This is a genomic window from Rhizobium acidisoli (assembly GCF_002531755.2).
In the GTDB taxonomy this organism is placed as follows: Bacteria; Pseudomonadota; Alphaproteobacteria; order Rhizobiales; family Rhizobiaceae; genus Rhizobium; species Rhizobium acidisoli.
In genome coordinates, this window is record NZ_CP034998.1 from 2,358,143 (window position 1) to 2,384,015 (window position 25,873).

The following is a 25,873-nucleotide window of genomic DNA, read 5'->3' on the forward strand; positions in this document are numbered from 1 at the left end:
CCGATCATCATCGCCTCGCCTATGGGATGACAACGTCGCGCAAGGCCTCTCCCGTGTTCCGTTTTGTCCTCCACGTCCTGATCGTTGTCATTCTGACGCTGCTGACGCAGATCGGCGGCCTCGCCTATCTCATTGCCCTCGCCGCGTCCCGCGCCTGGGGCATCCGCCGCCTACTGGTGAAGCTCGCCATCTTCCTGGTTTTTTATGCCGGTGCGTCGTTTGCAGCGGGCCTCGCAGCCCCGATGTTCGGGCGCGTTCCCCTCTCCTGCATATCGGGCGCTACAGACAGACTGGTGGTCCGCTCCCCGATCTATTGCCTGCTGAACCGCAATTACGTCACGCCTGAGCTGCGCGATCTCGCGAAGGCGCTTGCCGCCCACATGGCCGCGGAATTTCCCGGAACCGTCACCGTGGCGCTGGATGCGAACTTCCCCTTCGTGAACGGCTTTCCGCTGCTTCCGCATCTGTCGCATGCTGACGGGAAAAAGCTCGACTTCGCCTATTATTACAAGAATGCCGACGGCGCCTTCCTGAATGGCGCTACCCGCTCCCCGATCGGCTATTTCGCCTTCGAAGAGCCGGCACCGGGCGACGAACTGCCATGCGAAGGCCGCCACGACTGGCTGACCACTCGTTGGGATTTCGACGCGCTGCAGCCATTGTTTCCGGCCTATGGCATCGAGGAGCAGCGCACATCGGCCGCGGTCGCCTGGCTGACCAGCGAAGGCGTGGCACGCTTCCGCCTGCAGAAAATCTTCATCGAGCCGCATTTGAAGAACGCGCTTGGCATCACCGACAGCCACGTCCGCTTCCAAGGCTGCCGCGCCGCCCGCCACGACGACCATATCCATATCCAGGTCGAGTGAGCGCAAGCTGCAAGGATTGCGAAAAACGCTATTGCGCAGCGCGGACTATGTCGGACGAGAGCGAGGAGGTTGCTCCGCATGAATATCTTCATTCTGCTGATCGGTTTTCCAGGCGTCGGGAAACTGGCGATCGCCAAAGAATTAAGTCCGCTTTTCCCCGCAAAGATTATCGACAATCACTGGCTCAATAACCCGATACTGCGCCTCTTGGATGACGACGGGAAATCTCCCCTTCCGGAAGGAATATGGGAATATACCGGCAGAGTTCGGCAAGCCGTCCTGGATGCGATCGTAGCCTATAGCGCGCCCTCGGCCAATTTCATCTTCACGCATGCCGGGATTGAAGGCGATCCGCGAAGCATGCGCACCTTTCAGCAAATTGCTGCCGCAGCTCAACAGCGCCAGGCCTTACTTGTGCCCATCCGGTTGCTCTGCGATGAGGACGAGTTGGCACGCCGGATTTCCACTCCCGAACGCCGCGTCCATCTAAAATCGATAGATGTAGAAACCTCGAGAGAACGCAGCCGACGAGCCTGCGTTCTCGATCCTCAGCATCAAAATACCCTTATCCTGGATGTCACTTTCGCTTCACCGCAGGAAAGTGCTGCCGCCATTCGAAATCATGTGTTGAACGTCGTAGGCAATTTCTAACGTCGGTCTTTGCAGCCAAGCCGCCCAGCCGGTAAGGAATCTGTCTTGCCTGAACGTGCGCTGCTTCAAATCCCCAGGAGCCGCCGCGGATGCACGCTGGAAGCAGCCGCGGCTGCGGACGGAAAAGACCTCCTTCGCCGTCAGGAATTCCAATGTCAGCCTCGCGTATTAGCTTCACGCGTTGTGATAATTGCCAGGGTTTCCCCAAAGGCTTCGCGCCAAATCAGCGCCCGCACCCTAGCGTTCACAACGTTGCGAACGAACCGTTTGCGATACTCATGTCGTTGCCGTGCATAGGACCAACGGGTCAATTTTCTTCATTCGTTCAATAGCGTCTCTGAACTCAATGCCGCTCCCAGTGGCCCATTGCTCTGGAGTTGGTTCCGGCTCCATTCTTACGCTTTCAATGATCGCGACGGTGCTATCGTGCTTGAGCAGGTAAGTTACTATAAAGTTGCCCGAGCCGACCTCGGAGGAAATGGAGAGGCGGTCCGGTCCTGCAGCCGTTATCGTAATGTTTCTAAGAAGCGTTTTGTACTCTGTGCCGTCAAAAGAAATGTAATTGCCATCGCGCACCGCAAAATAAGGACCCTCGCAGAAAGTACCAAGGAAATGAAGCTCGCTGACCACAAACTTATCTGCGATTGCGCTTTCATCCGCATTTGAACAAGAGGCCACAAACCCCATTATAGCTAGTATCAATGTAATGGAATGCTGGGGACGCCGTTGCGACGGCTTAACTCGCAGCCTTCTTTCGGCAATCTTGCTCATCGACAACTCGCGCAAAAACACAACGCACAGTGAATAACGGAGAGTGTTCCACAACCTGTTAATGACTTGGGTCAATTTAAGTAGATTCGCGGTTTCCCCATAAACAGATCATTCTACCTTCCCGGAATGACCAATCTCGGTAAGCAGTTAATCCCGAAATGCCCTGATTTTGCGCTGCTTGATCACCCCGCGGCGGATAGACCAGGAATTACCGCGAAAGGATTTGAGCGCCTGTTTGGAAGGCCTGACCAGCCGTCCCGCCGCAAGGTCGGCTGCTACAAGCATCATGCGCCCGAGCATCGCGCCCTCACCCGCATCGCGGATTCGACAGCGAATTTTGCTGAATCGAAGGTCAGCCCGCTCGTCGGATCGACATCCCGGACATCGGCGCTGCGCAGCCAGGCCTCCCAGTCGATGGGAAGTTGTAGATGAGCGTGTGATGCGCCACGCGCGCCTATCGCAATGGCAGCTCGTAGCTTCGCTTCAGCGTTTCCATCGGCACATCGGTCTTGACGCTGAGCACGCTCTGAATGCGGGTCAGGTGGTCGGCCTGGAAACGCCAATAGCTGTGAAGATCGGCGGTGACGATCCGCAGCACGGCATCACATTCTCCTGTCGTCAGGTAGCATTCCATCACCTCGGGAAACCGCTTGACAGCTTCGCCGAAGCGCAGCGTCACCTCGGCATCCTGGGTCTTGAACCATACGCGGGCAAAAACCGTCAGCCCCGCCCCGACCTTTGCCGGGTCCAGCACCGCAACATAGCGATCGATGATCCCCGCCTCCTCGAGCAGCCGCACGCGGCGCAGGCACGGCGAAGGCGACAGCCCCACCTCCTTTGCCAGTTCGACATTCGAAATGCGCCCGTCGCGCTGAAGCACGCGCAGGATATGGCGATCGATCGCGTCGAGGATTACCGGCATTTTATAGCTCAAGCCTCTTCTATAGTGGCATCATATGCCAAACGATCGCAATTTCGAGGATTTTTCGCCAGCTCATTGCGCAATACGTAGCCTATCGTTGCAAGCATTGATGTGGAGACGGCTGATGGCAAGACAGATAGATAAAATCGTGCTCGCTTATTCCGGCGGCTTGGATACCTCGATCATCCTCAAATGGCTGCAGGAGACCTACGGATGCGAGGTCGTGACCTTCACCGCCGATCTCGGGCAGGGCGAGGAGCTTGAGCCGGCGCGGGCGAAGGCGGCAATGTTGGGGGTCAAGGACATCCGTATCGTCGATCTCAGGGAGGAATTCGTTCGCGACTTCGTCTTTCCGATGCTGCGCGCCAACACGCTTTATGAGGGGCAGTATCTGCTCGGCAGCTCGATCGCTCGGCCGCTGATTGCCAGGCATCTGGTCGCCATAGCCCGGCAAGTCGGTGCTGATGCCGTTGCCCACGGCTCGACGGGCAAGGGCAATGACCAGGTCCGGTTCGAACTTGCCGTCAATGCGCTCGATCCGTCGATTAAGGTCATTGCTCCCTGGCGCCAATGGAACATCCGCTCCCGCATGCAGCTTCTGGAATATGCCGCGATGCATCGCATCCCGGTGCCGAAGGACAAGCGCGGTGAAGCGCCCTTCTCGATGGACGCCAACCTGCTGCACACGTCCACCGAAGGCAAAATCCTCGAAGATCCGGCCGAGGTTGCGCCCGAATACATCTATCAGCGCACGGTCGACCCCGTCGATGCGCCCGATACCCCCGAGACCGTGACCATCGGCTTCGAAAACGGCGACCCCGTAGCCGTGAACGGGCAGGCCATGACACCCGCTGCCTTGCTCACCGAGCTCAACAGCTTCGGCGGCCGGCACGGCGTCGGGCGGCTCGATCTCGTCGAAAACCGCTTCATCGGCATGAAGTCGCGAGGCGTCTACGAGACGCCGGGAGGCACGATCCTGCTTGCGGCGCATCGCGGCATTGAATCGATCACGCTCGATCGTGCCGCCGCACATCTGAAGGATGAGATCATGCCCCGATACGCCGAGCTGATCTACAACGGCTTCTGGTTCTCTCCCGAGCGGGACATGCTGCAGGCTCTGATCGACCGGAGCCAGGACTTCGTCAGCGGCGAAGTGACGGTACGGCTCTATAAGGGAAGCGCTACGGTCATCTCCCGCACCTCGCCCTGCTCACTCTATTCCGCCGACCTCGTCACCTTCGAGGAAAGCGCCATCGCCTATGACCATCACGACGCCGAAGGCTTCATCAAACTCAACGGATTGCGGCTCAGGAGCTGGGCAGCCCGTAACGGCAGATGAGCCCTGCCTTGCGTCGGCGCGTTGGCAGCCACGACCCGAATCCGATTTCAAACGATCTTAAAAATACGCACGAAAAAACTAATCGATTTTAATTTTATCATTAAAATTTTCTTGTTGCGGCGCAAAAGAATTTAGACATTAGCTATATCAGATGCTCACTGTGTTCGTTGGAGGAACTTGCATGACTGTGACATTTCCGCTTACCGAAAAGCGCGGTGCGGAGGAATTGCTGAAGCACTTGACGACGCACAAACTCAGTTTTCCGGGAAACTGTGTCGTGTCGCTCAAAGCGCATATCGCGCAGGTATCATCCTCCCATACGACAGCACTCGGCACTGCCCGTACCGCATGGTAGGATTGGATGTCTCGGAGCTGGAAGTCAGGGCGGCCTTCGCTTGCCCTCGAGGCGTTCGCCGCTAACGCTACTCATCCTCACCAGCTTGCCGGCGGCAGATGAGATAGCCCGGCGCCACCGGGCATCCTGGCTGATGCAAAAACTCAGCCGTTAAAAACGATGGCAATCTTGTTCCCCGCGGGATCCCGCATATAGGCGGCATACCAATTCGGCCCGTAATGCGGACGCGCGCCCGGCGCGCCCTCATCTGCTGCCCCGCTGGCCATCGCAACGCCGTAAAAAGCGTCCACCTCGGCGCGCGACTTTGCCATGAAACCAATCATCGAGCCGTTTCCGGCGCTCGCAGCCTCGCCATTGAAAGGCTGGCAGACCCATAGAACGAAACCTTCCCCCCTCCCTCCTTCGGAGTAAGCGCACCATCCCGGAAATTCCTGATGTTTGCTCCACCCGATAACGGCGAGAACCGCGTTGTAAAAGGCGTTCGATTTGGCAGAATCGATTGCGCCGACAGTTGCGTAGACACTCATGATCTTCTCTTCCCGCTCAGGATCAGGAAAACCATATTGGATCACGCCGAACAAAACAAGAACAAATGATGTGCTCCTGGCAAGATCATTGGCTGTCAGTCACAGAAAAGCGATCATTGCAGTATTTACGGAGTTCCCACTCCCCGCAGTGCCGCTGGAGCAAATCAGGTATTCCCGGCTCATCGGCGGCAAACCGGATGCGTGACCCAGATGACCTATCTGAAACATGGCGTGCTCGCTGCGGCACTGATGCTCGCAGCGACCTTACTACCCCTGCATCAAGCCCATGCCGAGCAATGCGACCAGGAGACTTTCGAAGAGGCGAAATACGTCGTCTGCACCCTGCAAACGGGGAAAGCCGACCTGCGCCTGTTCTGGAAGGGCGCCAATGGCGAGCCGTACCGCCATTTTTCAAGCCTTGCCGAAGCCGTTCGCGCCGAGGGGAAGACGCTGGTGCTGGCCGTCAACGCCGGCATGTACCGGGCCGATTTTTCGCCGATGGGGCTATATGTCGAAAACAGCAGGGAATTGAAACCCGCCAATACCGCAAAGGCCGAAAGCTCCGGCGGCCAGGTGCCGAATTTCTACAAGAAGCCGAACGGCGTATTCTTTCTTGGTGAAACCGGCGCCGGCATGCTGCCAACCGATGAATTTCTAAAGCGTGCGCAGAAGGTGCGGTTCGCCACGCAGTCCGGTCCGATGCTTGTCATCGCCGACACGCTGAACCCGATTTTCATCCCCGGCTCGACGGATCGAACCCGCCGAAGCGGTATCGGCATCTGCGGGGCCGGCACGGTTCGCTTGGCGATCAGCGAAGATGGAGTGAATTTCCACGACTTCGCACGGCTCTTCCGCGATCATCTGCAATGCCCCGACGCCTTGTTCCTCGACGGTGGAAACGGCGTCGGGCTTTACCATCCGGCGATGGGCCGCAACGACCGCTCCTGGCACGGCGGCTACGGCCCGATGCTCGGGCTTGTCGAATAACCACACCCTTCATCGGGGCGCCAAGCTGGCCTTCGCATTAGGTCGCACGTCGATATCAACCATGACGCCATAGTGCCCCCATCAAAGCCTATCCCCTCCCCGCACGCGTCATTTCGGCCCGCATCCAGCTCGAGTCTCCCCAGGTGGAGAGCCAGATCATCACGTCGGTCAGGGCACCGATGACGGGCAGCAGCAAGGCGTGGCGCAGGCCCCGTCTCTTCTGGCTGTCTTCGGCTTTCCTCAGATGCGCCAGCTCCTGTTCCTGGATCGACGCGATGAGGGCGTGAAGTTCGGGATCACGCTGGGCAAGGAAGGCCAGCTGGTCTTCGAGATGGCGATGGACCGTGCTTTCCACCGCCTCTGTGCAGATCCAGATCATGTTGCGCCCGCCAAGCGCCGTCAGGATGCCGAGCACGGAACCGCCGAGGCTCCAGAAGGCCATGACGCGACAGGGCCTGGCGCGCCTTCCAGGCATTGCCTCGCGAAACAGCCGGCAATGCTCGATTTCGTCCTCACGCATTTCTTCCAGCGCCGGCACGATGCCGGGAAACAGCCGCCGGGCCATCAGGATCTGGGCGCCATAGATCCTGATGGCGCCGAACTCGCCCGCATGGTTGACCTTGAGAATGCGACGGACGGTGACATCGGGGTCGCGCATTCCCGCGTTGCTCGACGGATTGATCATAACCACTCAGCCCCCGGTTCCCTTGCCGGCAGTAGGCAGGATTGCCGCCGTGATCGTCAAGGGGTGCCGCGACGGCCTGTCCGTCAGCCCTTAAGCAGCCCGTGAGTGAGAAGCCCTTTCAAAAGCCACCGGCCTCGCATAGGCTCGGGCCAGCAACGTAGGAAAGCCTGATGGACTATATCAATTCGCTCGCATTGCTCGTCAGCGTCTACATCGCCTCCCTCGTCAGCCCCGGACCGAATTTCATCATCGTCACCAACACAAGCATGACGGTATCGCGCGCTGCCGGGCTCTTCGCAGGTCTCGGACTTGCGATCGCATCCCTGACCTGGGCCGTGATGGCGATGGCGGGGCTCGGTTTTCTGCTGACCCATTTCGAATGGCTGCATATGATGTTGCAGGTGGCCAGCGCATTGTATCTGATCTGGCTGGGGTTGAAGATGATCCGCAACGCGTCCAAGCCCTTGAAGCCGACGGGACCGAGCGAAATCTCCTGGCGCTCCGCCATGCGCCGCGCTTACGTCGTCAGCATGACCAATCCGAAATCGGTGGCTTTCTTCGGCAGTATCTTTGCGCTTGTCATCCCGGCACATGCGCCCGTCTGGCTCTATTGCCTCATCGCCCTGACCTGCTTCCTTCTTTCGGCTCTCTGGTATTGCGGCCTGGCCTTTTTCTTTTCGAATCCGCGCGTTTCCGCCGGTTTCCTGCGCTTCAAGGCCAGCATCGAGCGCGTGATGGGCGCCGCCCTGATCTTGATCGGCGGCCGCCTGCTCTTGGTTCGCTGACGGCATCCGAAAGCATGTCGCGCAAAACCGTGCAGCCGCTTTGCCGCAACGACATCGCTGGTCAGGTCGCAGGCGAAGCCGGCAATGCTTCATCGATGTCTTCGGGAATGAAGCCGCCGGTCTGGCGTTTCCAAAGACGGGCAAACAGGCCATCGCGTTCGACCAGCTCGTCCGGCCTGCCCTCTTCCACGATCCGCCCGTGATCGAGCACGACGATCCGGTCCATCCTGGCGATGGTCGAGAGGCGGTGCGCGATGGCGATCACCGTCTTTCCCTCCATGACGAGGTTCAGCCTCTCCTGAATGGCGGCTTCGGATTCGCTGTCGAGCGCCGAGGTCGCCTCGTCCAGCACCAGGATCGGCGCGTCCTTCAGGAGAACGCGGGCGATAGCGACACGCTGCCGCTGGCCGCCGGAAAGCTTGATGCCGCGATCGCCGACGAAAGCGTCATAACCTTTGCGGCCCTCGCCGTCGGTAAGATCGGCAATGAAGGCATCGGCGCTTGCCATCTTAGCCACCTCTTCGATCTCGTCCCGCGTCGCCTCCGGCCGGCCATAGCGGATATTATCGCCGACCGACCGGTGCAGCAGCGCGACGTCCTGCGCGATGACCCCGATGGCGCGGCGAAGGCTCGACTGCGTGACCGCCCGAATGTCCTGCCCGTCGATCAGGATCGCGCCGTCGCCGATGTCGTAGAAGCGCAGGAGCAGATTTGCGAGCGTGGTCTTGCCGGCTCCGGAAAGGCCGACCAGGCCCACCTTTTCGCCGGGCCGCACCGTCAGCGACAACGCATCGATGACCGGTTTGCCCGACTTGTAGGCGAAGTGGACTTTTTCGAAGCGGATCTCCCCGCGGCTGACCGTGAGACTTGACGCATCCGGCCGGTCGGTGATGGTCGGCGGCGTCGTCATGACCGGCATGGCGTCCTTGATCGTGCCGATCGCTTGGAAGATCTGCTGCCCCATCTGCAGGAAAGTGAAGGTGTGCCCGGACAGCCGGTGCAGGATATAGACCGCGCCGACGAACTCGCCGACCGTGAGAAAGCCGTTGATGAGCCCGGAAAAGCCGATCGACAGCATGGCGAGCCACAGCATCATGTTGAGCGCCACGACGATCAATTCCGACGTGCGGTAGATGCGTTGCTCCCTGTGCTGCGTCTGCACGGATTTCTGGATGATACGGCGGATGGCACCCGCTTCGCTGTCTTCAGCCGCAAACTGCTTGATCATCTGCATGTTGGTGTAGAGATCGGTAATAGCGCCGGCGACGAGGCTGCGCTGCTTGGCGGTGCGCCGCGAACGCTCAGTAAAGACCGGCGCCATCCTGATTGCGAGCGCTACATTGAGCGCGATCCAGATGACGACCGGCAGGGCAAGCTGCCAGGACAAACTCACCAGCAAGAGCACGGAGCCGACCATCTGCAACAGGAAGCGCGGAATGGCCTGGAAGGCGACAACGATCTGCTGCTGGACGGAAGACGCCACTTGCGACAGCCGCGAGGAGACCTGCCCGGCAAAAACATCGTGAAAGAAAGCCAGATCCTGCCGCTCCACCGCCTTGTGACCCTGCCACTGGATGGCGGCAGGCATACCGACGCCGAGCGTATGCGAATTGAAAGTGTTGAGAAGAAACGAGGCGATTGGCATGGCTGGAAAGATCAGGAGGCCGAGGAAGGCAAGCAGCGGCCATTCACTGTTCAGGAAAGCAGGCGCGCCCTTTTGAGTCACACCGTCGACAATGACCGAAAGCCCCCAGACGATCGTGAGGTTGATTGCTTCGATCGCCATCGAAGAAAGCGCCAAAGCGATGAGAACGCCTCGAAACATCGAAATGAAGTGCAGAAGGACGGCCACAGGCCCCTTGGAAGGCAGCGGCCGGTACGGAATGTCGAGCGGCCGGATCCAGGTTTCGAAGGGACGGTAGATCGCATCGGAAATCGACATGGGCCGCTCGGATCAAAAAATTGGGATGAAGCGTGGACTCGGCTACGCCAAGTCGCAGGGGATCATCTTTCGGCCGCCATCTCAACCAGAAATTTCAGAAATTGACCAAACGGGCTAGCGAGCGGAGGGAAGCGAGGCGCTTGAAAGCCCAATTGCGATCGCCTCGCGATTGGGGCAGGATGCACCTGAAGAAACAGCAGATTGAACGAACACTCATGCTGACGGGCTCATGTCATTGCGGCAAGGCAAGCTGGACGCTCGAAGGCGATCCCGGCTCGGTCACCGCCTGCAACTGCACCCTCTGCCGCCGCTACGGCACTCTCTGGGCCTATGATTACGAAGGAGAGCGTATCGCTCTCAGCGGAGAAACCGCCTCCTATACCCGTTCCGGCCGGGAGACATCGTCCCTCGAAATCTTGTTTTGCCCATCCTGCGCCTGCGTCTTGAGCTGGCGCGGCCTGCGGCTTCAAAAAGATGGCCGCCGGCGCATGGCGGTCAACATGCGGCTTGCGCCGCCGGATCTCGTCGCCGATTTACCCATCGATCATTTCGACGGTCTGGACACGTTCGAAGATCTTCCCTCCAAAGGGCGCTGCGTGCGCGACCTCTGGTTCTGACAGCCTGATATCTCTTGGCTTCGGGCAGACGCCTCAGCCGCGCCGAGCCGCCTCGATCGCTGCGACATCGATCTTCCTCATTGTCATCATCGCGTCGAAAGCACGCTTTGCCTGCCCCCCGCCTGCCGCTAGCGCTTCGGAGAGGACGCGCGGCGTGATCTGCCAGGACACACCCCATTTATCTTTGCACCAGCCGCACTCACTTTCCTGGCCGCCATTACCGACGATGGCGTTCCAGTAGCGATCGGTTTCGTCCTGATCGTCGGTTGCGATCTGAAACGAGAAAGCCTCGCTGTGTTTGAACGTAGGCCCTCCGTTCAGGCCGATGCAGGCAATACCCGCCACGGTGAATTCAACGACCAATACGTCTCCCTGCTTGCCATCCGGATAATCTCCCGGTGCCCGAATGACGGCGCCGACGGCACTGTCTGGAAACGTCGCCGCATAAAAGCGGGCCGCCGCCTCGGCGTCTTTGTCGTACCATACGCAGATCGTGTTCTTTGCCATTGCGCGGATCCTTTCGCTTTTCGTTTCGAATTCCCTCGGTGAAATAAGAAGCAAACCGGGTTTCTCCAGCCCACCGAAACAATTTCCCGGCGGCGATCGCCGCGCCCTGCCAACTGACCAAAAAGCGCCGATAGCAGAAGACAGCGATCGCGGGGGTCGCGCCAATTGCGGTCATAATCGATCTGTAGCGTGACGGAGCCGCTGCAACCGCCCTCTTCGGTTCAGCGGCCCCGCTCATTGTTGCATTGGCCGACATGGAACAACGCTGATGATTTACCTGCTTCGCCATGGCGAGACCATTTGGAACAGCTTGGGCCGCTTCCAAGGCCAGAAAGATTCATCGCTGACGGAGCGCGGTATCGAACAGGCTGAACAGGCCGCGAAACTTCTGAAAAAGGAAGTCGCCGGTCGCGAGCATTCATTCCAATTCCACGTGAGTCCGCTCGGCCGTACTCAGGAGACTGCAGCTCGCGTGAAACGGATATTGCCATTGGTGGCCCACCTGGAACCACGGCTTATGGAGGTGACCATCGGCTCTTGGGACGGCATGACCAAGTTCGAGATCGACAACGAGTTTCCAGGAATGTTGGACGGATCCGACGCTTTTGATTGGTATTTCAAATCGCCAGACGGAGAAAGCTTCGATGCTGTCTGTGCCCGGGCGAAGGACTGGATCGCAAGCTTACGTGGACCGACAATCGCGATTTCCCACGGGCTGTTTGGCAGGTTGATCCGTGGTGTCTATTCTGGCCTTTCCAAACGAGAAATGCTGGAACTGCCCGTTCCCCAAGACGGGTTCTATCGCCTTCGCGACGGTGAGTTCACTCTGGTAAGCGCTTCGGCCGATACGATTTCCGGCGTGATTGCATAACAAGGGTCATGTCCCAGTGACCGCCGTGGCCCACCGCGGTTCATTGCCAGTTTATAGTGCGGCTCGCGCACGCTTCACCTCAAGGGCCCTGCGGAGCGCCGTCAAGGTGAGTTCTTTTCCTGCCACATCACCGGCGGCGGCCGAGCCACCGGTGATGAAATTCGGCTTGGCCGCGACGCGGCTCTAGAACATATCCCGCCCGTCGCTACGCGGGTCGCCGTCGACGCGATGCGGCTCATAGAGGCCGCTCCGCGCCTTGCGCCGCCAAGGACGAGAAAGGTCGCCGGGATTGTCGTCGATATCGGCGAGCGTTATCGCGGCCGTTCCATCCGTTGGGCATTGCGCTGCCCACCGGCCGCCAGGCGCGACGAGCCCGGAAGAAGCAGGATCAGCCTGACCGGGATGGGCGGGAATAGAGAAACTGACCCAGTAACTATTGCTCGCCGCATGCCCTTGCGCCTCTGCGGCGAAAGACGGTTCATTAGCCGGTGAACCGCCTGTCGTCGAAAACAGTACGCAATGGACATCGAGCCGCTCATATTCGCTGAAAATCTCCGGATAGTGGCATTCCATGCCGAGCGCGCAGCCGAAGCGGATGCCGTCGACCTCGAAGGTCACGGGGATCGATCCCGGCGTATACATGAAAGAGATTTTGGTGTTGGACAGCAGACGCTCGTCGTAGCGCGTGACCAATTCGCCGCGGTCGGAGACGACATAGAGGCTGTTGTGCGGCCGATGCGCCGCCGTCAGCGGATGCACCGAGCCGATGACCGCCCAGAGCCCAAGTTCGCGTGCCAGCCTGCGTGTTGCATCTAGTTCCTCACGCAGAACAGCCCACTCGAACCGCCGCCAATCGGACGGCCCAATCTCTCTCGGCCCGATTTCCGACATGATGCGCTTGTTGGGCGCTGACGTCGCCCCTTCGGGAAAGTGCACGAGCCGTGCCCCCGCCTGCCGGGCCCGCTGCATCAGCAGGCGGATCTCCTGGCCGCTGCGGCGAAGCTTGTCGATGTCGCGTGGATCGTCTGCATAAGTGGTCTGGGCCACGGCAAGGCGCAGGCGCCTCACCTCGGGCGCTGCGTCTTCCACCCACCTGGGAAGAACATGCATCCGGGCGGTGGTATAGCATTCACCCGTCTTGGCCGCGCGCGCGCGCACTCGCCGTTTGAAATTTCCATTGTCAGTCATATCAGGGCCTCTTACGTTCCGGACATCGTTCCCCAGCAACAGGCCCGAAACATCAGGACCAGGATAACGACCCGAGACGAAAGCCCCTTTGCCTCCGGTTGAAGACCCTGCTGGGGAAGGCCTGAGGAGGTTCGGCGTTGGATCACGCCGAGTTAAAAATGCCGAGGCGGCCGCGATTCGTCAATTCGGGGAATCGCGGGGATCCGTTGGCGCGGAGGCCCCTACTTCGGGCCACCTTGCCCCACTCGCCAAGGCGGATCGATGCGGTTCGATCCGGCGAAATAAAGGATGATGCGGTTGCCGCCGGGGTCGAGCAGCTCCGCCTCGCGCCAGAGCCAACTTTTGTCCTCGGGTCCGCTCACGAATTGAAGGCCGGCCTCGCTAAGGCGGCCGACCGTCTCCTCCAGGCTCTCGCACTCGAAATAGACTGTGGTTCCGCCGCCGCCACTTTCGCCCTGATGCAGGGAGAAGGTGCTGTCCCCGTCCGGGCAGAGGAAGCGCGCATACCGCGGACGGGCATCAACGACGGGCCTCAGACCGAGGAGGGTGTAGAAGCTCCAGCCCAAATCGAGGTCAGGCATCGTAACGGTCACCTGATTCAGGCGCATGATCTATCCTTCTCGGCTGAGTTCTCCCAAAACTGCGCGGCGGTGCCGTGGCCGCGACGTCCATAAAAACAAGAACCTGAAACCATCGCATGAATCAAATTCTAAGCGACACGCTTTTTGTGTCCTTGCTACAAAACTCGTGTCAGACTGCGCAAGCTGCGCATCGCAAGCGCGCCGATCGAAAGGCCGAACCATGCATAGATTCACCGTTACCCTCACCCGGGAGATCGAGGCCGATACCGCCGAAGAGGCCGCCCTGCTCCTGTATCAGGAACTTTCAAAAGGACCGCTCCCTGACCGCTATTCCGTCACCGACGAGACGGGTGTGAACATGGAGGTGAAGCTGGATCGGGAAAAGGCGGATGAATTCGCCAGCATCGATCACACCGCCGACCCCGGCAACTGGTAACGTCAGGGCGGCCTGCCGAACCGGCCGCATTCGATAGACAGCAGCCCTGAGAAAAGCTGATGGAATACAATCCGCACTACCCGACAATCCTGCCGGAATTCTTTGCTCTTTCGTTTGTCTTTGTTTTGAACATCCTGATACCTGTTTCGGCGATCCTCACCGCGCGGATGCTCACGCTACGTAGATGGCTGCCGCACACATTGGCATTTCTATGGGTGTTTTTCTCGCCAATCACGCTCGCCATATTGGCGACGCCGGCGATGGCGCCGGGAGAAGAGGCCGGGCCCGGCGACGGGATGATCCTGCTTCCCGTCTTGACGGAAATACCGGTCGTGCTTGTTGTTTACGCCCTCACCCTGATTTATCTGCGTCTAACGCGACAAATCTCCTCCGCCTCGCACTCGCCCTCCTGAGCAAGGAAAAACTGTGACCTCACCAATCAAAATAGCGGTCGCCGGCGCGAACGGCCGCATGGGTCGCGCCATCCTGCCGCTGCTGGCGGCCGATCCGGCTTTTGCAGTCGTCGGCGGCATCGCTCGTCCCGGCTCCATCGGTGAAGGGCTGATCGACCGTTCGGCTGCGATCGCGGCCGCCGACGTGATCCTGGATTTCACCACAGGACGTGCTGCCGCCGAACTTGCCGGCTTGTGCGCCTCGGCCGGCGGACCGGCCTTGGTGATCGGGGCGACGGGTTTCGAAGCGGACGAGATTGAACGGATCACGGAGGCAGCCCGGACGATTCCGATCCTGCGCTCCGGCAATTTCTCCATCGGCCTGAATATGCTGCTCGGCCTCGTTGCCCAAGCCGCCCGCGCCCTTCCCGCGCAGGGCTGGGATATCGAAATCCTCGAAGCCCATCATAACAGGAAGATCGACGCGCCGTCCGGCACGGCGCTGATGCTCGGTGAGGCAGCCGCCGCAGGCCGAGGCGTCTCCCTCGCCGCCGTCGAGCGGCGCGGCCGCGACGGCATCACCGGCGAACGGCCGCCCGGCGAAATCGGCTTCGCCGTCCTGCGCGCCGGCGGGCTCGTCGGAGAACACAGTGTGCTGTTTGCCGCCGCCGAGGAAGTCGTGACACTTTCGCATTCGGCGCTCGACCGCGGCATGTTCGCCCGCGGCGCACTTGCCGCCGCTCGCTGGGTCGCGGGACGCACAGCAGGCGAATACAGCATGCAGGATGTCCTGGATCTGGCCTGAGAAAGGGCGAAGAGACAGGGTAAACGGAGGCTTGAAGTGCGTTCTTGAATCAAAGTCTAAGCGCGTCCCTGGTTGCGCCCAGCCCTCTAGAGAGCCTCATCCTGAGGTGCCCCGCAGGGGCCTCGAAGGACGAGGCGGCTGCGCCAGCGTGGATGATGCGAGAAGCAGCGCTGCGGCGTGTCCTTCGAGGCTCCGCCCTATTATCGGGCTGCGCACTTCAGGATGAGGGACGACGGAGGATGCCGCGGCCCAAGAACAGGCGGTGAATTGCCGTGGGTTTGCCCCGGCAACGGTTACCCCTCCGCTCGCGCCAGCCCCAAAGAGAGCCTCATCCTGAGGTGCCCCGTGGGGGCCTCGAAGGACGAGGCGGGCGCGCCGACACAAGATAGGAGCAAGGAGCAGCGCTGTTGTGTCCTTCGAGGCTCCGCCTATGGGCTGCGCGTGTCAGCATAAGGGACGTGGGAGGATGCTGCGCCCTTTCATTTGGCGTCTCCCTGTCTCTGCCTCCCGCCTCAACCATACCTGCGTTAAAACAAAGGCTTGAAGCCCGCCCCTGAATCAAAGCCTACACCGACACGTCCACTCTATCGAGGATCGCAGAGGCGACAACGACTTCGGTTCCGGCAAGACCTACGGAGCAGAATAGCGTTATGTCCTCCGCCGATCTCCGCCCGGCCGCTTTCCCGGCAATGATGTTGGCAAGGTCGGCCATGCGATCTTCGTTGCCGGAGCCGGCGAGGAAAAAAGGCGAAGCGTAGGCTCGGGTCTGTTCGGGGGAATCCGTTGCGATCACGGCAGCGGCGTCCGCAATATCAAGACCGAGTTCGTATCCCTGAATCGTTTTCGGGCCGACGGTATTGACGTGCACACCCGGCTTCAAATCGCGCGCAAGAAGGACAGGCATTTGGCTCGCCGTCGCGCAAATGACGATATCGGCCTCATCGACGGCTTCTGACACGCTGCCGACAGGTTCGACCTCCAGCCCCAGGGTGTGCTGCATCTCGCTTGCGAAGGCGGCGCGATTGTTCTCGTCGCGGCTGTAGACGCGGGCGCGATCCAGTTTTCGAACGGCGGCGGCTGCGGCAAGCTGGGTTCGCGCTTGCGCCCCGCTGCCGATGATCCCGACAATCCTGGCGCCGGGCGCGCTGAGATGGCGGACGGCGAGACCTCCGATGGCACCGGTCCTGAGGTTGCCGAGGCGCTCACCGAGAACAATGCCCTTGAGCCTGGCATCGTCGGCCGACCACACCGCGACGATCTGCGAATGCTCTGCCCCGTCGAATGTTTCGTAGACGCGAAAACCCGCAAGCGGTTTGTCGCCAAGCATGCCGCCGACCGTGAAGACGAGATCGCCTCGATCGGGAAAGGACACATGATGCCGGGGCGGAGAGACCAGCCGATTGCCGGCTCTCGCAAGAAAAGCGGTCTCGAGCGCATCGATAGCAACACCCATCAACGCATTGTCGGCCAGATCTTCGTCTTTCAGAATTTTCGTCACGGCAAACCTCCAGCTTCCGCCGGCATCCTGCGACCCCAACCGTGCTTGAGGTCAATAGATCAGGTAGAGCAAATGCGCTGAAATTTCGCGCGAGGCCTAATCGACCAGACGGCGGGCCATGATGACGTCGTCGATCTCCCTGCCCTCTTCCAGAACCCCGGCAGGGATCCTGCCGACCTCGGAAAAGCCCTGCCGCTGATAGAACCGGATCGCCGCCGCATTCTCCGCGCTGACGAAGAGTTCGAGCTGCCGGATGCCGATATCGCGCGCATGATCGACAACGACATCAAGAAGCCTCTCGGCAAGACCGGTGCCGCGCAGGCTCCTTCCGATGTAGACCATGATGATCGTCGCCCGATGGGCCATCTTGCTCGACCGCTGGCGGAGCAGGCCCATGATACCGACGGGCTCACCGCCCTGAAACGCAATGAAAACCGGCTCGCTCAAGCGGTTGCGCCACTCCTCGAGCGAAAGAGCCGCCCAGTCTTCGTAGCGGCTGGCAAAGGAGGCGGGTTCGGTGCGAAGCGCTTCCAGACGGATGCGCCGGAAGGCCTCCACCTCGTCGGCCTGGATATGCCTGATCGTCACGCCGCTTGCATCCATTCGGAGACCTCCCGGATATCTCAGCTGTCGTCATGACAGTGTGTTCCGGCCGATGCAAGCGGAGACGATGACTGAAATCCGGCCCCTATTGCACCCGCCTCACGCCAACACCTAGAAGAGCCTCATCCCGAGACAGCCCGCAAGGGGCCTCGAAGACAAGGTGCGCCGGTGGCGCAAGAATGCAGGGGGAAATGCTGAAGCCTGTCCTTCGAGGCTCCGTCTCAGGATGGAGGGCGTCGGAAGATTCTGCACCCAGAGAGCCTCATTCTGAGAGGCCTCGAAGGACGAGGCAGGCTCCGGCTGCAATTACTGCGCCGGGGTTCCCACCCGGCCGCCCTTCCGGACACCCGACGGATCCCCGTCCGTCGGTTGGTTCGTTGGCCGCAGGTCCCATTGATTGGACGGCCGGACGGCCGGTCGCTCGGTCGCCGGCTCGCGCGTCGACCGTACAACCAGATTATCCGGCTGATCGGTGGACCCCGTCGCCGATCCATCGGCTGACCACTCGGTCGTTTGATCGCTCGGCTTGTCCAGCTTGAAGGGGGCAGTCTGACGGACAATGACGAGAAGAACTATCCCGACCACCATGCAAATCAGCGTATAGAGAACGAAATACTTCAGTGCATATCCCTCGCTGATTGGCAGAGCGGCCTTGACAGCGGCGCGAATGATATTTCCGCATCATTGAATGATACTTGAAGAAAAGGCAATAGATTTTAGATGAAACCAGTAAAATTCAGAAATGAACCACGCAGAATAAGATAGTTATTGGCGAGTCCTAGGAAACATCTCCCGCGCTGCTCGATTTATCTTGACCATCCCGGTAAAGGCGAGACGCGCATGTCAACGTCGGCTGCCACTCAATCCTGCCATCTCACCCCGGGAATTCGCGGGGTGCAGTTCGTCAAAGATGCGCGTCGGCTGGCGTCACAATGCCTCACCCCGCGCCAAAACACTTGCCTGTTCCAGGCTGATACCCTTGGCGAGAGGATCGGCATGGCGGTGCGCCAACCGCCATTCTGCGCCCTCGCGGCGATAAACCAGGGTAACGCGCAACGGCCAGTCCTGCATCGGCAGACCGCCGACCTCCACCCGGCATCGTTCGATGACGGCAAGGACAACCATGTCGGCTGATGCATAAGCCTGCACGACCTCCTGTTCGAAGGTGCCGTTGGCGAAGAAACGGCCGATCGCCCGCCAGCGCTCCCGCGTCAACTCTGCCTCATGCGTCGGTCGCCCGCCGAATGGCGACATCAGCGTGTAATCGGCCGCGTGCGGATTCAAGGCGCGGTATGCATCGATATCGCCGCGCATCAGCGCCGCATTCGCCTCGGTCGTGCGGCAGATGAGCTCCGCACACGCCTTTTCGGCGATGGAACTCTCGGCCGGCATTGAACTGGATGGGAATGACATGACCTTGCTCCTTCAGCGATGCGAACGCCGTTTGCGCCCGCCACAAATCCCACTTCAGCGACACTGAATCCAATGATATGATTTCAGCGATATGCTGAATCCAATTGACCTCTCCCGCAGCGATCTCAATCTGCTCGTGCTTTTCGAGGCCGTGCTGGAGGAGCGTCATGTCGGCCGCGCCGCCGCGCAGCTGAACCTTACCTCTTCAGCCGTCAGCCATGGGCTGGGCCGGCTGCGGCGACTGCTGAACGATCCACTGTTCCTCAGAACGCCCAAGGGCGTCGTGCCGACGGTGCGCGCCATGGAACTGGCAGCACCGATCGCCGATGTGCTCGCCCGCGTGCGCAGCATGCTTTCGGACGCCGAACCCTTCGATCCCGCAAACTCCACCCGCCGCTTCACGATCGCCGCACCGGACGGCGTTTCCGCCGTGCTGCTGGCGCCGCTTCTTGACAAGCTTCACCGCACCGCACCCGGCATCGATATCGGCATCCGCCAACTGCTGCCGGCGCCCAAGAAAACCTCGCCGGAGCGTGCATGGCGCGACGCATTCGCCGATCTCGACGACCGGCTGACCGATATCGCGGTCATCCCCACCGAGCACATTCCGCAGCGCTTCCATATCAGCCGGCTCTATGAGGAGGATTTCGTCGTGGCGATGCGCACCGGCCATGCCTTCGCCGGCGAACCGAGCCTGACCAGATACTGTGAGATGCAGCATCTGGTCGTCTCGCTCAGCGGCGATCCCCATGGTTTCGTCGACGAGGCCCTGGCCAAGCACGGCTGCGCGCGGCGTGTCGCGCTGACCGTGCCGAATTTCACATTCGCCCTCGCCATCCTCGCCGAGACCGATCTGCTCTGCGCATTGCCGAGACGGTTTGCCGCCATTCATGCGGCGCGCTTCGGATTGGAAAGCGTCAACGCGCCGCTGGAGCTCACGCGATTTCACATCAATGCCGCTCTCCCCAAGGTCGCCTTGATGGATGCCGGCGTCGCCTGGCTGCTGGGTGCTCTCGAGCAAACGCAACCGGCGGCGCCGTAAGGCCGCAAAATTCGGCGACGCCCAAGATCGATCTTATATTTCGCTGCCAAGACAGCGTCGGCAAGATCGGCTAGACTGCATGCGCCGACAGCTTGCGTCCAGGGCATCCAGGGGACGGTCGGCGGCAGGGGGATCCGCATGTCGGCAATTGCATCTCTGTTTCAGGAAGCTGCCCGGCTTGCGGCCGAGTTTCGGCAGGCGACACCCGCCCGCCATATGCCCACTCACGACTACGCCACCTCGCTTGCCTGTTTTGACGAGCCGCTGCCAACGGTCGGTTCGCAGATGCTTGAGGTCATCACGCAGCTCGCGGATGGCGCCGAACCCGGGCTGCATGCGACGACAGGCCCACGCTTCTTCGGCTGGGTCATCGGCGGTTCCCATCCCGTCGGCGTCGCAGCCGATTTCCTCACCAGCGCCTGGGGCCAGAATGCCGGAAACCATACCGCCGCCCCGGCCGCAGCCGCCGTCGAGACCGTCGCTGCGAGATGGCTTATCGATCTCCTGAAGCTGCCGGCTGAAAGCTCAGTCGGTTTCGTCACGGGCGCGACGGTGGCGAACTTCACCTGCCTTGCCGCCGCCCGCGGCGACGTGCTGCGCCAGGTCGGCTGGGATGGCGATGCCCGCGGCCTGTTCGGTGCGCCCGAAATCACCGTGCTGATCGGTGACGATGCTCACACGACGGTATTCTCCGCGCTGCAATTCCTCGGCCTCGGCCACGATCGCGTGTTGCGCGTGCGCACCGATCCGGTGGGACGGATAGACCCGGCCGCGCTGGCCGGCGCGCTCGATATGGTCTCCGGTCCCATCATCGCTATTCTGCAGGCTGGGCAGATCAATACCGGCGCTTTCGACGACTTCGCCGCGATCATCCCGCTGCTGAAAGCGAAAGGCGCCTGGGTGCATATCGACGGGGCCTTCGGCCTCTGGGCGCAGGCGTCGGTGAAGACCAGCCATCTCAGCCGCGGCATCGAAGCCGCCGACAGCTGGGCGACCGACGGCCACAAATGGCTGCAGACCCCCTATGATTGCGGCTATGCGATCGTCCGCAACGAGCTCGCCCATCGCCGCGCCATGACGATCGCCGCAAGCTATCTGCCGCTCGCCGGCGAAGGTGAGCGCGATCCGTCTCATTACGTGCCGGAGCTATCAAGACGGGCGCGCGGTTTTGCCACCTGGGCGATGCTGAAACATCTCGGCCGAGAAGGCGTGGCCGCCCTGATCGACCAGTGCTGCGCCTCGGCGCGGCTGGTGGCCGACCTGCTTGGGCGCGAGCCCGGCATCACCATTCTGAACGAGGTCGCGCTTAACCAGCTCATCATCCGCTTCGCAGCCGACCGTCCAGACGAAGAAGGCGATGCCATGACCCGAAAGACGATCGAAAAGATCCAGGCGGATGGCCTGATCTTCGCCGGCGGCGCCAAATGGCACGGTCGCGACGTGTTACGCCTCTCCGTCACCAATTTCCAGACGACATCGGATCAGGCGGAGGTGGCGGCGGAGAGCATCATTGCTGCGTTCAGGAGCGTCAGCGGCAATTCCCATCAGCGCTAATGCATGTCGCCCGGAAGTGTGCAGCGGTTCCGGGATAACGACATGCATCAAAACAAAAGCCGTTGCGTCCGCCGCCAATCTATAGCCCTGCAAAGTCTGGCCGCTGGCACCCAGCGACACCATCGGGTGACACAAGCGCACCCTTCTCTCCGCCCTCATCGTCGCACGGCGACGACCGAACTGGCGCGATACCTCGACAGTTGCACCCGGTTGGATTGGTTGCCGCCGAACAGGTAGACATACTGCCGGCGCTGGTCGATGTGATCGAAAAGGCTCACATGAAAGCGCCTGCCCGTGCGGATCACCACAACATCCCCTCGCCTGGCGGCGCGAAAGAACACCGGCTTGCCGAACTTCGTCCAGGACGCAGCCATGTTGGGGTTGGGCGGCGGTTGTCGCGAAGATCGTTTGGCGACAAAGGCCAGGAACGCCCCGCACCACGATACCCTGCGGGGATTGATGCTGAGGAAGGAGATGGAGCGTTCGTGCATGCTCTTGTACTTGGACGCCGTGCCCATCATGTCCGCCTCACAGGGCACGGCAAGCACCGTGAGGACGATGACGAGAATAACCTTCATAGTTACCCACCATTGTTTGTATAACGCTGAAATTCCGAAATGTGGCGAAGAATAAAACAGGCGCGGCAACGTAGAAGCCAATTATGGCGTGATTTAGAAACAACTAATACTGGCATTTTGGCGGCGGAAATTAGGCCGGAGAAAGGCACGAAACCGCTGCAGGCAGGGGCTGGCCTGACCATCGCAAACTCTGCAAACCGCATGTTTTGTCGGGTAGAAAGGCTAGAGTTTCACCATCCGAACCCAGTTCCTTCTGGGTAGGATGAACCGCACCCGCAAGTGATTGAGCAACAAGTTGATTCACCAAAAAGTTGACAGCGGTGAGCGATCTCGGCCATCACCTGTACGAGCTATATTTAAGATAGGCACAGTAATACTTAGTCACCACGGGAAATACATTGCGCCCGCGCCCATTCGGCGGCTAAAGCTGGTCGTGCACCACCCTGTCGGTTGCGGAGATGGACGCTGCCGGACAGCGGATAGCCGGCGTAGCGAGTCAACCGTGAGGTTGCACCGGTTCGGGCCGGCCTGTGACCGGAGCAGGATCCGCGGCAAGCGCCCTGGTGACCAGAAGTGCCGCAGCGAGAACAGGGACGACTGCCCAGTACGAAAAGCGGATGCCGAGGTGTTCGGCAACGAAACCGAGCAGCGGCGGCCCGGCGAAAAACACGAGAAACGTCGTCTGCCCGAGTGCTGCAACGCTGACCGGTGCAGGTCGATCCCTGCGCCGGGCCGCAGCCGAGATGGCAAGCGGATAGACCGATGAGCAGCCGATCCCCGTCATGCCGAAGCCTGCAAGCGCGACAACAGGATGCGTCGCCGTCGCCACCATAACGACACCGATGGCCGTAATTCCAAGGAGGGTTATGGCGACCGGGCGGGGATTGAAGCGGTCGATGACAGGGTCCATGCCGAGCCGCCCGATGGCAATCAGCAAGGAGAAGATGGTCACGCCGAGCCCGCCGACGAATGGTTCCACGGCAAATACGTCCCGCATATAGATTGCCGACCAATCGACGCTTGCGCCTTCGGCAAGAAGCGGAGCTGCGCCGACGAGGCAAAGGGGCAGCAGCCCGATGGTGGGAAAGGCGATAAGCGGCGCATGTCCGGGGTGAGCATCGCGCCGCTTGGGCGCATTCTCGATCCCGGAGAAAACGATCGACCCAGCAATCAAGACAATGACGAGGGTGAGGAAAGTATGCAGTTCGATGGAGACGGCAGCCTGCCGCATGCCGGCGGCAACAAGGGCGGTGAGGCAGAAGCCGAGGCTCCACATGCCGTGAGCCCGGCTCATGATGCGGTATCCGAGCAGCGCCTCATGGCGATCGGTTTCGATATTGGCGTTGATCTCGAATGCCCCGGTGAAAATGCCGGCAATGAAGAACAAAGGCACCGCCGACGGAGCCGAAGGCATCCAGGGGATCAGCGCCAAAAACAGCGACGCGCCGAAGACGGTGACGAAGGCGGTTTTGCGCGCACCGAGCCTCTCGATGAACCTCACCGAGAACGTCAGCCCGCAGAGAACCCCTAACGACAAGACAGCGAGCAAAAGGCCGAGTTCGCCTTCGGCAAGGCCGAACTTGCGCTGAAGGTCGGGCAGCCGCGAAAGAAACGCACCGACGGAAAGGGCCACGGCAAATTGAATGAAGAAAATGCGATGATGCGGCTTCATCTCGGGGACTTGCTCCGATTGGGGCGGGGATTGAAGCCCAGGCATCCGAGATAGCCGGACATTCCGACGAAACGGCGACTGGCTCCAAAATCCGCGGTTCTCGCTTATCTCCCACCCTTGCTGACAGTTGCTGTCAGCATGCTGGTGCCGCCGCTCGTTTCAGGAGGGTTGGCGGCTCGCCGGAAGCAATCGTCGAGCCAACGGCTTGTGACGCCACAAGTGGATGCTGACCTCCTCAGTCCGCCTTCTACCCTCACAAAAAATTCGCACCTGCATCAATTTACTTGCCGTTCTGCAATGCGGCATATGTTTGTGTGCATGGCCAAGTGGCATGAGCGGGGAACCATGACGTCAACACGTGCAGACAATACGGGTGAAGGTGCCGGCCGTAAGGGCTTTGTCGGACTGGTCGTCGGCGCGATCGGCGTCGTCTATGGCGATATCGGCACCAGCCCACTCTATGCTCTTCGTGAGGCGCTGAGGCCCTTTGCCGCCGATGGCGTGCATGAGGCCGAGGTCATCGGGCTCATTTCGCTGATGGTCTGGACGCTGACGATCATTGTGACCTTCAAATATGTGCTCTTCCTTCTCAGGGCGGATAATGACGGCGAAGGCGGCACGCTGTCGCTTCTCGCCCTCCTGATGAAGAAGATGGGACGGAACGTTCCGGTGCTCTTCTTCGCCGGCCTGATCGGGGCGGCTCTCTTCATCGGCGATGCAATGATCACGCCAGCTCTGTCGGTCATGTCGGCGCTCGAAGGCCTGAAGCTGGTCACCCCGGCCTTTGCCGACTATGTCCCGCTTGCGTCGGCTGCAATCATGATCGTTCTGTTTGGCGTCCAGTCGCGGGGAACCGCTGCCGTCTCGATGTTTTTCGGGCCGATCACGGTGTTGTGGTTTCTGGCGATGGCGGCGGGCGGTCTGATCCATATCGGTGACGACTGGGCGATTTTGGAGGCGCTCAATCCGGTCAATGCATTTCTGTTCCTCACCCATGCCGGCACGGTCGGCCTCATCGTTCTCGGCGCCGTCTTTCTGACCGTCACCGGCTGCGAAGCGCTCTATGCCGATCTCGGCCATTTCGGGCGCCGCCCGATCCAGACGGCATGGTTCGTGCTGGTCTTTCCGGCATTGCTTCTCAACTATCTCGGACAAGGCGCGCTCGTGCTCGCCCATCCCGAAGCCGCTGCCAATCCATTCTTTCTGATGTATCCCGATTGGGCCTTGCTGCCGGTGGTTCTGCTGGCGACGATGGCGACGATCATTGCCAGCCAGGCTGTCATCACCGGTGCGTTTTCGCTGGCCCGCTCGGCGGTTCATCTCGGCTTCCTGCCGCGGCTGCGGATCAAGTTCACGTCGGAGACCAACACTGGCCAGATCTACGTGCCGAGCGTCAATCTTCTCCTCTTGGTCGGCGTCTTGATGCTGATCTTTTCCTTCGGCGACTCCGAGTCGCTGGCGACAGCCTACGGCATCTCGGTGACCGGAACCATGGTCATCTCGACCATGCTGGTCTTCCAGTTCCTCCGCGCCGTCTGGGGCTACTCCCTCGTGCTCGCCGCTGCCCTGCTGCTGCCGCTCTTCATCATCGAAGTCCTGTTCCTGGCGGCCAACCTCTTGAAGATCTACGATGGCGGCTGGGTTCCGGTCGCCCTCGCGCTGGCGATCATGATCCTGATGTGGACATGGACCCGCGGGCAGGCCTATCTGAAGAGACTGCGCGCCAACAATGAGATCCCGCTCGATTCCTTCATCAGATCGATCGAGCGGAAGTCGGACCATTCGCCGGTCACCGTTCCGGGAACGGCAGTCTTCCTGACCAGCGTCCCGGACCGGACGCCGAACGTTCTGCTCCACAATCTCAAGCACAACCACGTGCTCCACCAGCAGAACGTCATCCTAACCGTCTGGACCGAAGACGAACCTTATGTCCCCGACAACAGGCGCATCAAGATCAGCCAACTCTCGCCGCGCTTCGTGCGCCTTGATCTCACCTTCGGCTTCATGGACGATCCTGATGTCACCAGGGCGCTGGCGCTCTGCCGGGAGGGCGGTTTCAAGTTCGAGATCATGAAAACCTCTTTCTATCTCGGCCGCCGGAACCTCGTGAGGACGCCGAACACCGGCCTGCCCGGCTGGCAGGAGCGCATATTCATGGCATTGGAAGGCTTGGCGATCGATCCTTCCGATTACTTCAACCTGCCGTCGAACCGCGTCGTCGAGCTCGGCGAACAGATTGCCATTTAGCGCGGGAAGCCAAGTTTGCAGTGGCGGATAGGCACGCGC

At 60.6% G+C, this 25,873-nt stretch carries 27 protein-coding genes; 14 read left to right on the forward strand and 13 right to left on the reverse strand.

What is annotated here, in order from left to right; translation table 11 throughout:
* Positions 1–53: 53 nt before the first annotated feature.
* Both CO657_RS11665 and CO657_RS11670 read left to right on the forward strand, forming a co-directional pair.
* Positions 54–866 (forward strand): hypothetical protein, encoded by an 813-nt coding sequence (locus tag CO657_RS11665; RefSeq protein WP_054183433.1) that lies wholly within the window; start codon positions 54–56, stop codon positions 864–866.
* Positions 867–944: 78 nt separating this feature from the next.
* Positions 945–1,517 carry a DEAD/DEAH box helicase family protein gene (locus CO657_RS11670; protein WP_054183432.1) on the forward strand — a complete coding sequence of 191 codons (573 nt, stop codon included), beginning with the start codon at positions 945–947 and terminating at the stop codon, positions 1,515–1,517.
* Between the two features lie 276 nt (positions 1,518–1,793).
* On the opposite strand, the gene CO657_RS11675 is transcribed toward CO657_RS11670, so the two are convergent.
* Positions 1,794–2,288: a hypothetical protein gene (locus CO657_RS11675; RefSeq protein ID WP_054183485.1), complete on the reverse strand. Its 495-nt coding sequence runs from the start codon at positions 2,286–2,288 to the stop codon at positions 1,794–1,796.
* 126 nt (positions 2,289–2,414) lie between these two features.
* Between CO657_RS11675 and CO657_RS11680 the strand changes: the two genes are divergently transcribed.
* A complete protein-coding gene (locus CO657_RS11680; protein WP_128715545.1) occupies positions 2,415–2,720 on the forward strand; it encodes a hypothetical protein in 306 nt (101 codons plus the stop codon).
* Between the two features lie 22 nt (positions 2,721–2,742).
* Here CO657_RS11680 and CO657_RS11685 read toward each other — a convergent pair whose 3' ends face one another.
* Positions 2,743–3,210 (reverse strand): Lrp/AsnC family transcriptional regulator, encoded by a 468-nt coding sequence (locus CO657_RS11685; RefSeq protein ID WP_003593806.1) that lies wholly within the window; start codon positions 3,208–3,210, stop codon positions 2,743–2,745.
* 124 nt (positions 3,211–3,334) lie between these two features.
* Here CO657_RS11685 and CO657_RS11695 point away from each other — a divergent pair, with 124 nt between their 5' ends.
* Positions 3,335–4,549, forward strand: a complete 1,215-nt coding sequence (locus CO657_RS11695) for an argininosuccinate synthase (RefSeq protein WP_054183431.1) — start codon at positions 3,335–3,337, stop codon at positions 4,547–4,549.
* Positions 4,550–5,047: 498 nt separating this feature from the next.
* Here CO657_RS11695 and CO657_RS11700 read toward each other — a convergent pair whose 3' ends face one another.
* A complete protein-coding gene (locus tag CO657_RS11700) occupies positions 5,048–5,431 on the reverse strand; it encodes a VOC family protein (protein ID WP_054183484.1) in 384 nt (127 codons plus the stop codon).
* Between the two features lie 210 nt (positions 5,432–5,641).
* Here CO657_RS11700 and CO657_RS11705 point away from each other — a divergent pair, with 210 nt between their 5' ends.
* Positions 5,642–6,418 carry a phosphodiester glycosidase family protein gene (locus CO657_RS11705; protein ID WP_054183430.1) on the forward strand — a complete coding sequence of 259 codons (777 nt, stop codon included), beginning with the start codon at positions 5,642–5,644 and terminating at the stop codon, positions 6,416–6,418.
* Between the two features lie 88 nt (positions 6,419–6,506).
* Here the strand turns inward: CO657_RS11705 and CO657_RS11710 are convergent, their stop codons facing one another.
* A complete protein-coding gene (locus CO657_RS11710; RefSeq protein WP_054183429.1) occupies positions 6,507–7,103 on the reverse strand; it encodes a demethoxyubiquinone hydroxylase family protein in 597 nt (198 codons plus the stop codon).
* A 170-nt stretch (positions 7,104–7,273) separates the two neighbouring features.
* On the opposite strand from CO657_RS11710, the gene CO657_RS11715 reads away from it, so the two are divergent.
* The gene (locus CO657_RS11715; RefSeq protein ID WP_054183428.1) at positions 7,274–7,888 is read left to right on the forward strand and encodes a LysE family translocator; all 615 of its coding nucleotides are present in this window, start codon (positions 7,274–7,276) and stop codon (positions 7,886–7,888) included.
* 61 nt (positions 7,889–7,949) lie between these two features.
* On the opposite strand, the gene CO657_RS11720 is transcribed toward CO657_RS11715, so the two are convergent.
* Entirely contained in the window at positions 7,950–9,830 is a 1,881-nt protein-coding gene (locus CO657_RS11720; protein ID WP_054183427.1) for an ABC transporter ATP-binding protein, read from the reverse strand.
* Positions 9,831–10,045: 215 nt separating this feature from the next.
* Between CO657_RS11720 and CO657_RS11725 the strand changes: the two genes are divergently transcribed.
* A complete protein-coding gene (locus tag CO657_RS11725) occupies positions 10,046–10,447 on the forward strand; it encodes a GFA family protein (RefSeq protein ID WP_054183483.1) in 402 nt (133 codons plus the stop codon).
* Between the two features lie 33 nt (positions 10,448–10,480).
* Here CO657_RS11725 and CO657_RS11730 read toward each other — a convergent pair whose 3' ends face one another.
* Complete coding sequence (locus CO657_RS11730) at positions 10,481–10,954, reverse strand: VOC family protein (protein ID WP_054183482.1); 474 nt, start codon at positions 10,952–10,954, stop codon at positions 10,481–10,483.
* A 268-nt stretch (positions 10,955–11,222) separates the two neighbouring features.
* Between CO657_RS11730 and CO657_RS11735 the strand changes: the two genes are divergently transcribed.
* Positions 11,223–11,825, forward strand: coding sequence for a histidine phosphatase family protein (locus tag CO657_RS11735; RefSeq protein WP_054183426.1), 603 nt, complete (start codon positions 11,223–11,225; stop codon positions 11,823–11,825).
* 183 nt (positions 11,826–12,008) lie between these two features.
* Here the strand turns inward: CO657_RS11735 and CO657_RS11740 are convergent, their stop codons facing one another.
* Together CO657_RS11740 and CO657_RS11745 are read right to left on the reverse strand one after the other, a co-directional pair.
* Positions 12,009–13,013 (reverse strand): carbon-nitrogen hydrolase family protein, encoded by a 1,005-nt coding sequence (locus CO657_RS11740; RefSeq protein ID WP_054183425.1) that lies wholly within the window; start codon positions 13,011–13,013, stop codon positions 12,009–12,011.
* A 221-nt stretch (positions 13,014–13,234) separates the two neighbouring features.
* A complete protein-coding gene (locus tag CO657_RS11745) occupies positions 13,235–13,621 on the reverse strand; it encodes a VOC family protein (protein WP_054183424.1) in 387 nt (128 codons plus the stop codon).
* Between the two features lie 193 nt (positions 13,622–13,814).
* On the opposite strand from CO657_RS11745, the gene CO657_RS11750 reads away from it, so the two are divergent.
* From CO657_RS11750 to dapB, 3 genes are read left to right on the forward strand one after another with little or no spacing between them, the layout of a single operon-like run.
* Positions 13,815–14,030, forward strand: coding sequence for a hypothetical protein (locus CO657_RS11750; RefSeq protein ID WP_054183423.1), 216 nt, complete (start codon positions 13,815–13,817; stop codon positions 14,028–14,030).
* A gap of 59 nt (positions 14,031–14,089) precedes the next feature.
* Positions 14,090–14,443, forward strand: a complete 354-nt coding sequence (locus CO657_RS11755) for a hypothetical protein (RefSeq protein WP_054183422.1) — start codon at positions 14,090–14,092, stop codon at positions 14,441–14,443.
* A gap of 13 nt (positions 14,444–14,456) precedes the next feature.
* Positions 14,457–15,227 (forward strand): 4-hydroxy-tetrahydrodipicolinate reductase, encoded by a 771-nt coding sequence (gene dapB / locus CO657_RS11760; RefSeq protein ID WP_054183421.1) that lies wholly within the window; start codon positions 14,457–14,459, stop codon positions 15,225–15,227.
* 565 nt (positions 15,228–15,792) lie between these two features.
* Here the strand turns inward: dapB and CO657_RS11770 are convergent.
* The 3 genes from CO657_RS11770 to CO657_RS11785 all read right to left on the reverse strand — a co-directional run bounded on the left by CO657_RS11770 (position 15,793) and on the right by CO657_RS11785 (position 18,741).
* The gene (locus CO657_RS11770; RefSeq protein WP_054183420.1) at positions 15,793–16,725 is read right to left on the reverse strand and encodes an ornithine cyclodeaminase family protein; all 933 of its coding nucleotides are present in this window, start codon (positions 16,723–16,725) and stop codon (positions 15,793–15,795) included.
* A 96-nt stretch (positions 16,726–16,821) separates the two neighbouring features.
* Positions 16,822–17,328, reverse strand: a complete 507-nt coding sequence (locus tag CO657_RS11775; protein ID WP_054183419.1) for a GNAT family N-acetyltransferase — start codon at positions 17,326–17,328, stop codon at positions 16,822–16,824.
* Between the two features lie 927 nt (positions 17,329–18,255).
* Complete coding sequence (locus CO657_RS11785) at positions 18,256–18,741, reverse strand: YybH family protein (RefSeq protein ID WP_054183417.1); 486 nt, start codon at positions 18,739–18,741, stop codon at positions 18,256–18,258.
* A gap of 91 nt (positions 18,742–18,832) precedes the next feature.
* On the opposite strand from CO657_RS11785, the gene CO657_RS11790 reads away from it, so the two are divergent.
* Together CO657_RS11790 and CO657_RS11795 are read left to right on the forward strand one after the other, a co-directional pair.
* Complete coding sequence (locus tag CO657_RS11790) at positions 18,833–19,783, forward strand: LysR family transcriptional regulator (RefSeq protein ID WP_054183416.1); 951 nt, start codon at positions 18,833–18,835, stop codon at positions 19,781–19,783.
* 138 nt (positions 19,784–19,921) lie between these two features.
* The gene (locus CO657_RS11795) at positions 19,922–21,337 is read left to right on the forward strand and encodes a pyridoxal phosphate-dependent decarboxylase family protein (protein ID WP_054183415.1); all 1,416 of its coding nucleotides are present in this window, start codon (positions 19,922–19,924) and stop codon (positions 21,335–21,337) included.
* 155 nt (positions 21,338–21,492) lie between these two features.
* Here CO657_RS11795 and CO657_RS11800 read toward each other — a convergent pair whose 3' ends face one another.
* Complete coding sequence (locus CO657_RS11800; protein ID WP_054183414.1) at positions 21,493–21,915, reverse strand: TIGR02594 family protein; 423 nt, start codon at positions 21,913–21,915, stop codon at positions 21,493–21,495.
* 496 nt (positions 21,916–22,411) lie between these two features.
* The gene (locus CO657_RS11805; protein WP_054183413.1) at positions 22,412–23,587 is read right to left on the reverse strand and encodes an MFS transporter; all 1,176 of its coding nucleotides are present in this window, start codon (positions 23,585–23,587) and stop codon (positions 22,412–22,414) included.
* Positions 23,588–23,932: 345 nt separating this feature from the next.
* Here CO657_RS11805 and CO657_RS11810 point away from each other — a divergent pair, with 345 nt between their 5' ends.
* A complete protein-coding gene (locus tag CO657_RS11810) occupies positions 23,933–25,834 on the forward strand; it encodes a potassium transporter Kup (RefSeq protein ID WP_054183412.1) in 1,902 nt (633 codons plus the stop codon).
* Positions 25,835–25,873: the final 39 nt, after the last annotated feature.

Excerpts from the sequence above, each read along its gene's own strand:
- CO657_RS11710 (WP_054183429.1), bottom strand. The coding sequence starts at position 7,103 with ATGATCAATCCGTCGAGCAACGCGGGAATGCGCGACCCCGATGTCACC.
- CO657_RS11725 (WP_054183483.1), top strand. The coding sequence starts at position 10,046 with ATGCTGACGGGCTCATGTCATTGCGGCAAGGCAAGCTGGACGCTCGAA.
- CO657_RS11730 (WP_054183482.1), bottom strand. The coding sequence starts at position 10,954 with ATGGCAAAGAACACGATCTGCGTATGGTACGACAAAGACGCCGAGGCG.
- CO657_RS11680 (WP_128715545.1), top strand. The coding sequence starts at position 2,415 with ATGACCAATCTCGGTAAGCAGTTAATCCCGAAATGCCCTGATTTTGCG.
- CO657_RS11800 (WP_054183414.1), bottom strand. The coding sequence starts at position 21,915 with ATGAAGGTTATTCTCGTCATCGTCCTCACGGTGCTTGCCGTGCCCTGT.
- CO657_RS11745 (WP_054183424.1), bottom strand. The coding sequence starts at position 13,621 with ATGCGCCTGAATCAGGTGACCGTTACGATGCCTGACCTCGATTTGGGC.
- CO657_RS11715 (WP_054183428.1), top strand. The coding sequence starts at position 7,274 with ATGGACTATATCAATTCGCTCGCATTGCTCGTCAGCGTCTACATCGCC.
- CO657_RS11785 (WP_054183417.1), bottom strand. The coding sequence starts at position 18,741 with ATGTCATTCCCATCCAGTTCAATGCCGGCCGAGAGTTCCATCGCCGAA.
- CO657_RS11685 (WP_003593806.1), bottom strand. The coding sequence starts at position 3,210 with ATGCCGGTAATCCTCGACGCGATCGATCGCCATATCCTGCGCGTGCTT.
- CO657_RS11750 (WP_054183423.1), top strand. The coding sequence starts at position 13,815 with ATGCATAGATTCACCGTTACCCTCACCCGGGAGATCGAGGCCGATACC.
- CO657_RS11790 (WP_054183416.1), top strand. The coding sequence starts at position 18,833 with ATGCTGAATCCAATTGACCTCTCCCGCAGCGATCTCAATCTGCTCGTG.
- CO657_RS11700 (WP_054183484.1), bottom strand. The coding sequence starts at position 5,431 with ATGAGTGTCTACGCAACTGTCGGCGCAATCGATTCTGCCAAATCGAAC.
- CO657_RS11735 (WP_054183426.1), top strand. The coding sequence starts at position 11,223 with ATGATTTACCTGCTTCGCCATGGCGAGACCATTTGGAACAGCTTGGGC.
- CO657_RS11795 (WP_054183415.1), top strand. The coding sequence starts at position 19,922 with ATGTCGGCAATTGCATCTCTGTTTCAGGAAGCTGCCCGGCTTGCGGCC.
- CO657_RS11775 (WP_054183419.1), bottom strand. The coding sequence starts at position 17,328 with ATGGATGCAAGCGGCGTGACGATCAGGCATATCCAGGCCGACGAGGTG.
- CO657_RS11805 (WP_054183413.1), bottom strand. The coding sequence starts at position 23,587 with ATGAAGCCGCATCATCGCATTTTCTTCATTCAATTTGCCGTGGCCCTT.
- CO657_RS11720 (WP_054183427.1), bottom strand. The coding sequence starts at position 9,830 with ATGTCGATTTCCGATGCGATCTACCGTCCCTTCGAAACCTGGATCCGG.
- CO657_RS11670 (WP_054183432.1), top strand. The coding sequence starts at position 945 with ATGAATATCTTCATTCTGCTGATCGGTTTTCCAGGCGTCGGGAAACTG.
- CO657_RS11675 (WP_054183485.1), bottom strand. The coding sequence starts at position 2,288 with ATGAGCAAGATTGCCGAAAGAAGGCTGCGAGTTAAGCCGTCGCAACGG.
- CO657_RS11810 (WP_054183412.1), top strand. The coding sequence starts at position 23,933 with ATGACGTCAACACGTGCAGACAATACGGGTGAAGGTGCCGGCCGTAAG.
- CO657_RS11695 (WP_054183431.1), top strand. The coding sequence starts at position 3,335 with ATGGCAAGACAGATAGATAAAATCGTGCTCGCTTATTCCGGCGGCTTG.
- CO657_RS11755 (WP_054183422.1), top strand. The coding sequence starts at position 14,090 with ATGGAATACAATCCGCACTACCCGACAATCCTGCCGGAATTCTTTGCT.
- CO657_RS11740 (WP_054183425.1), bottom strand. The coding sequence starts at position 13,013 with ATGACTGACAATGGAAATTTCAAACGGCGAGTGCGCGCGCGCGCGGCC.
- CO657_RS11705 (WP_054183430.1), top strand. The coding sequence starts at position 5,642 with ATGACCTATCTGAAACATGGCGTGCTCGCTGCGGCACTGATGCTCGCA.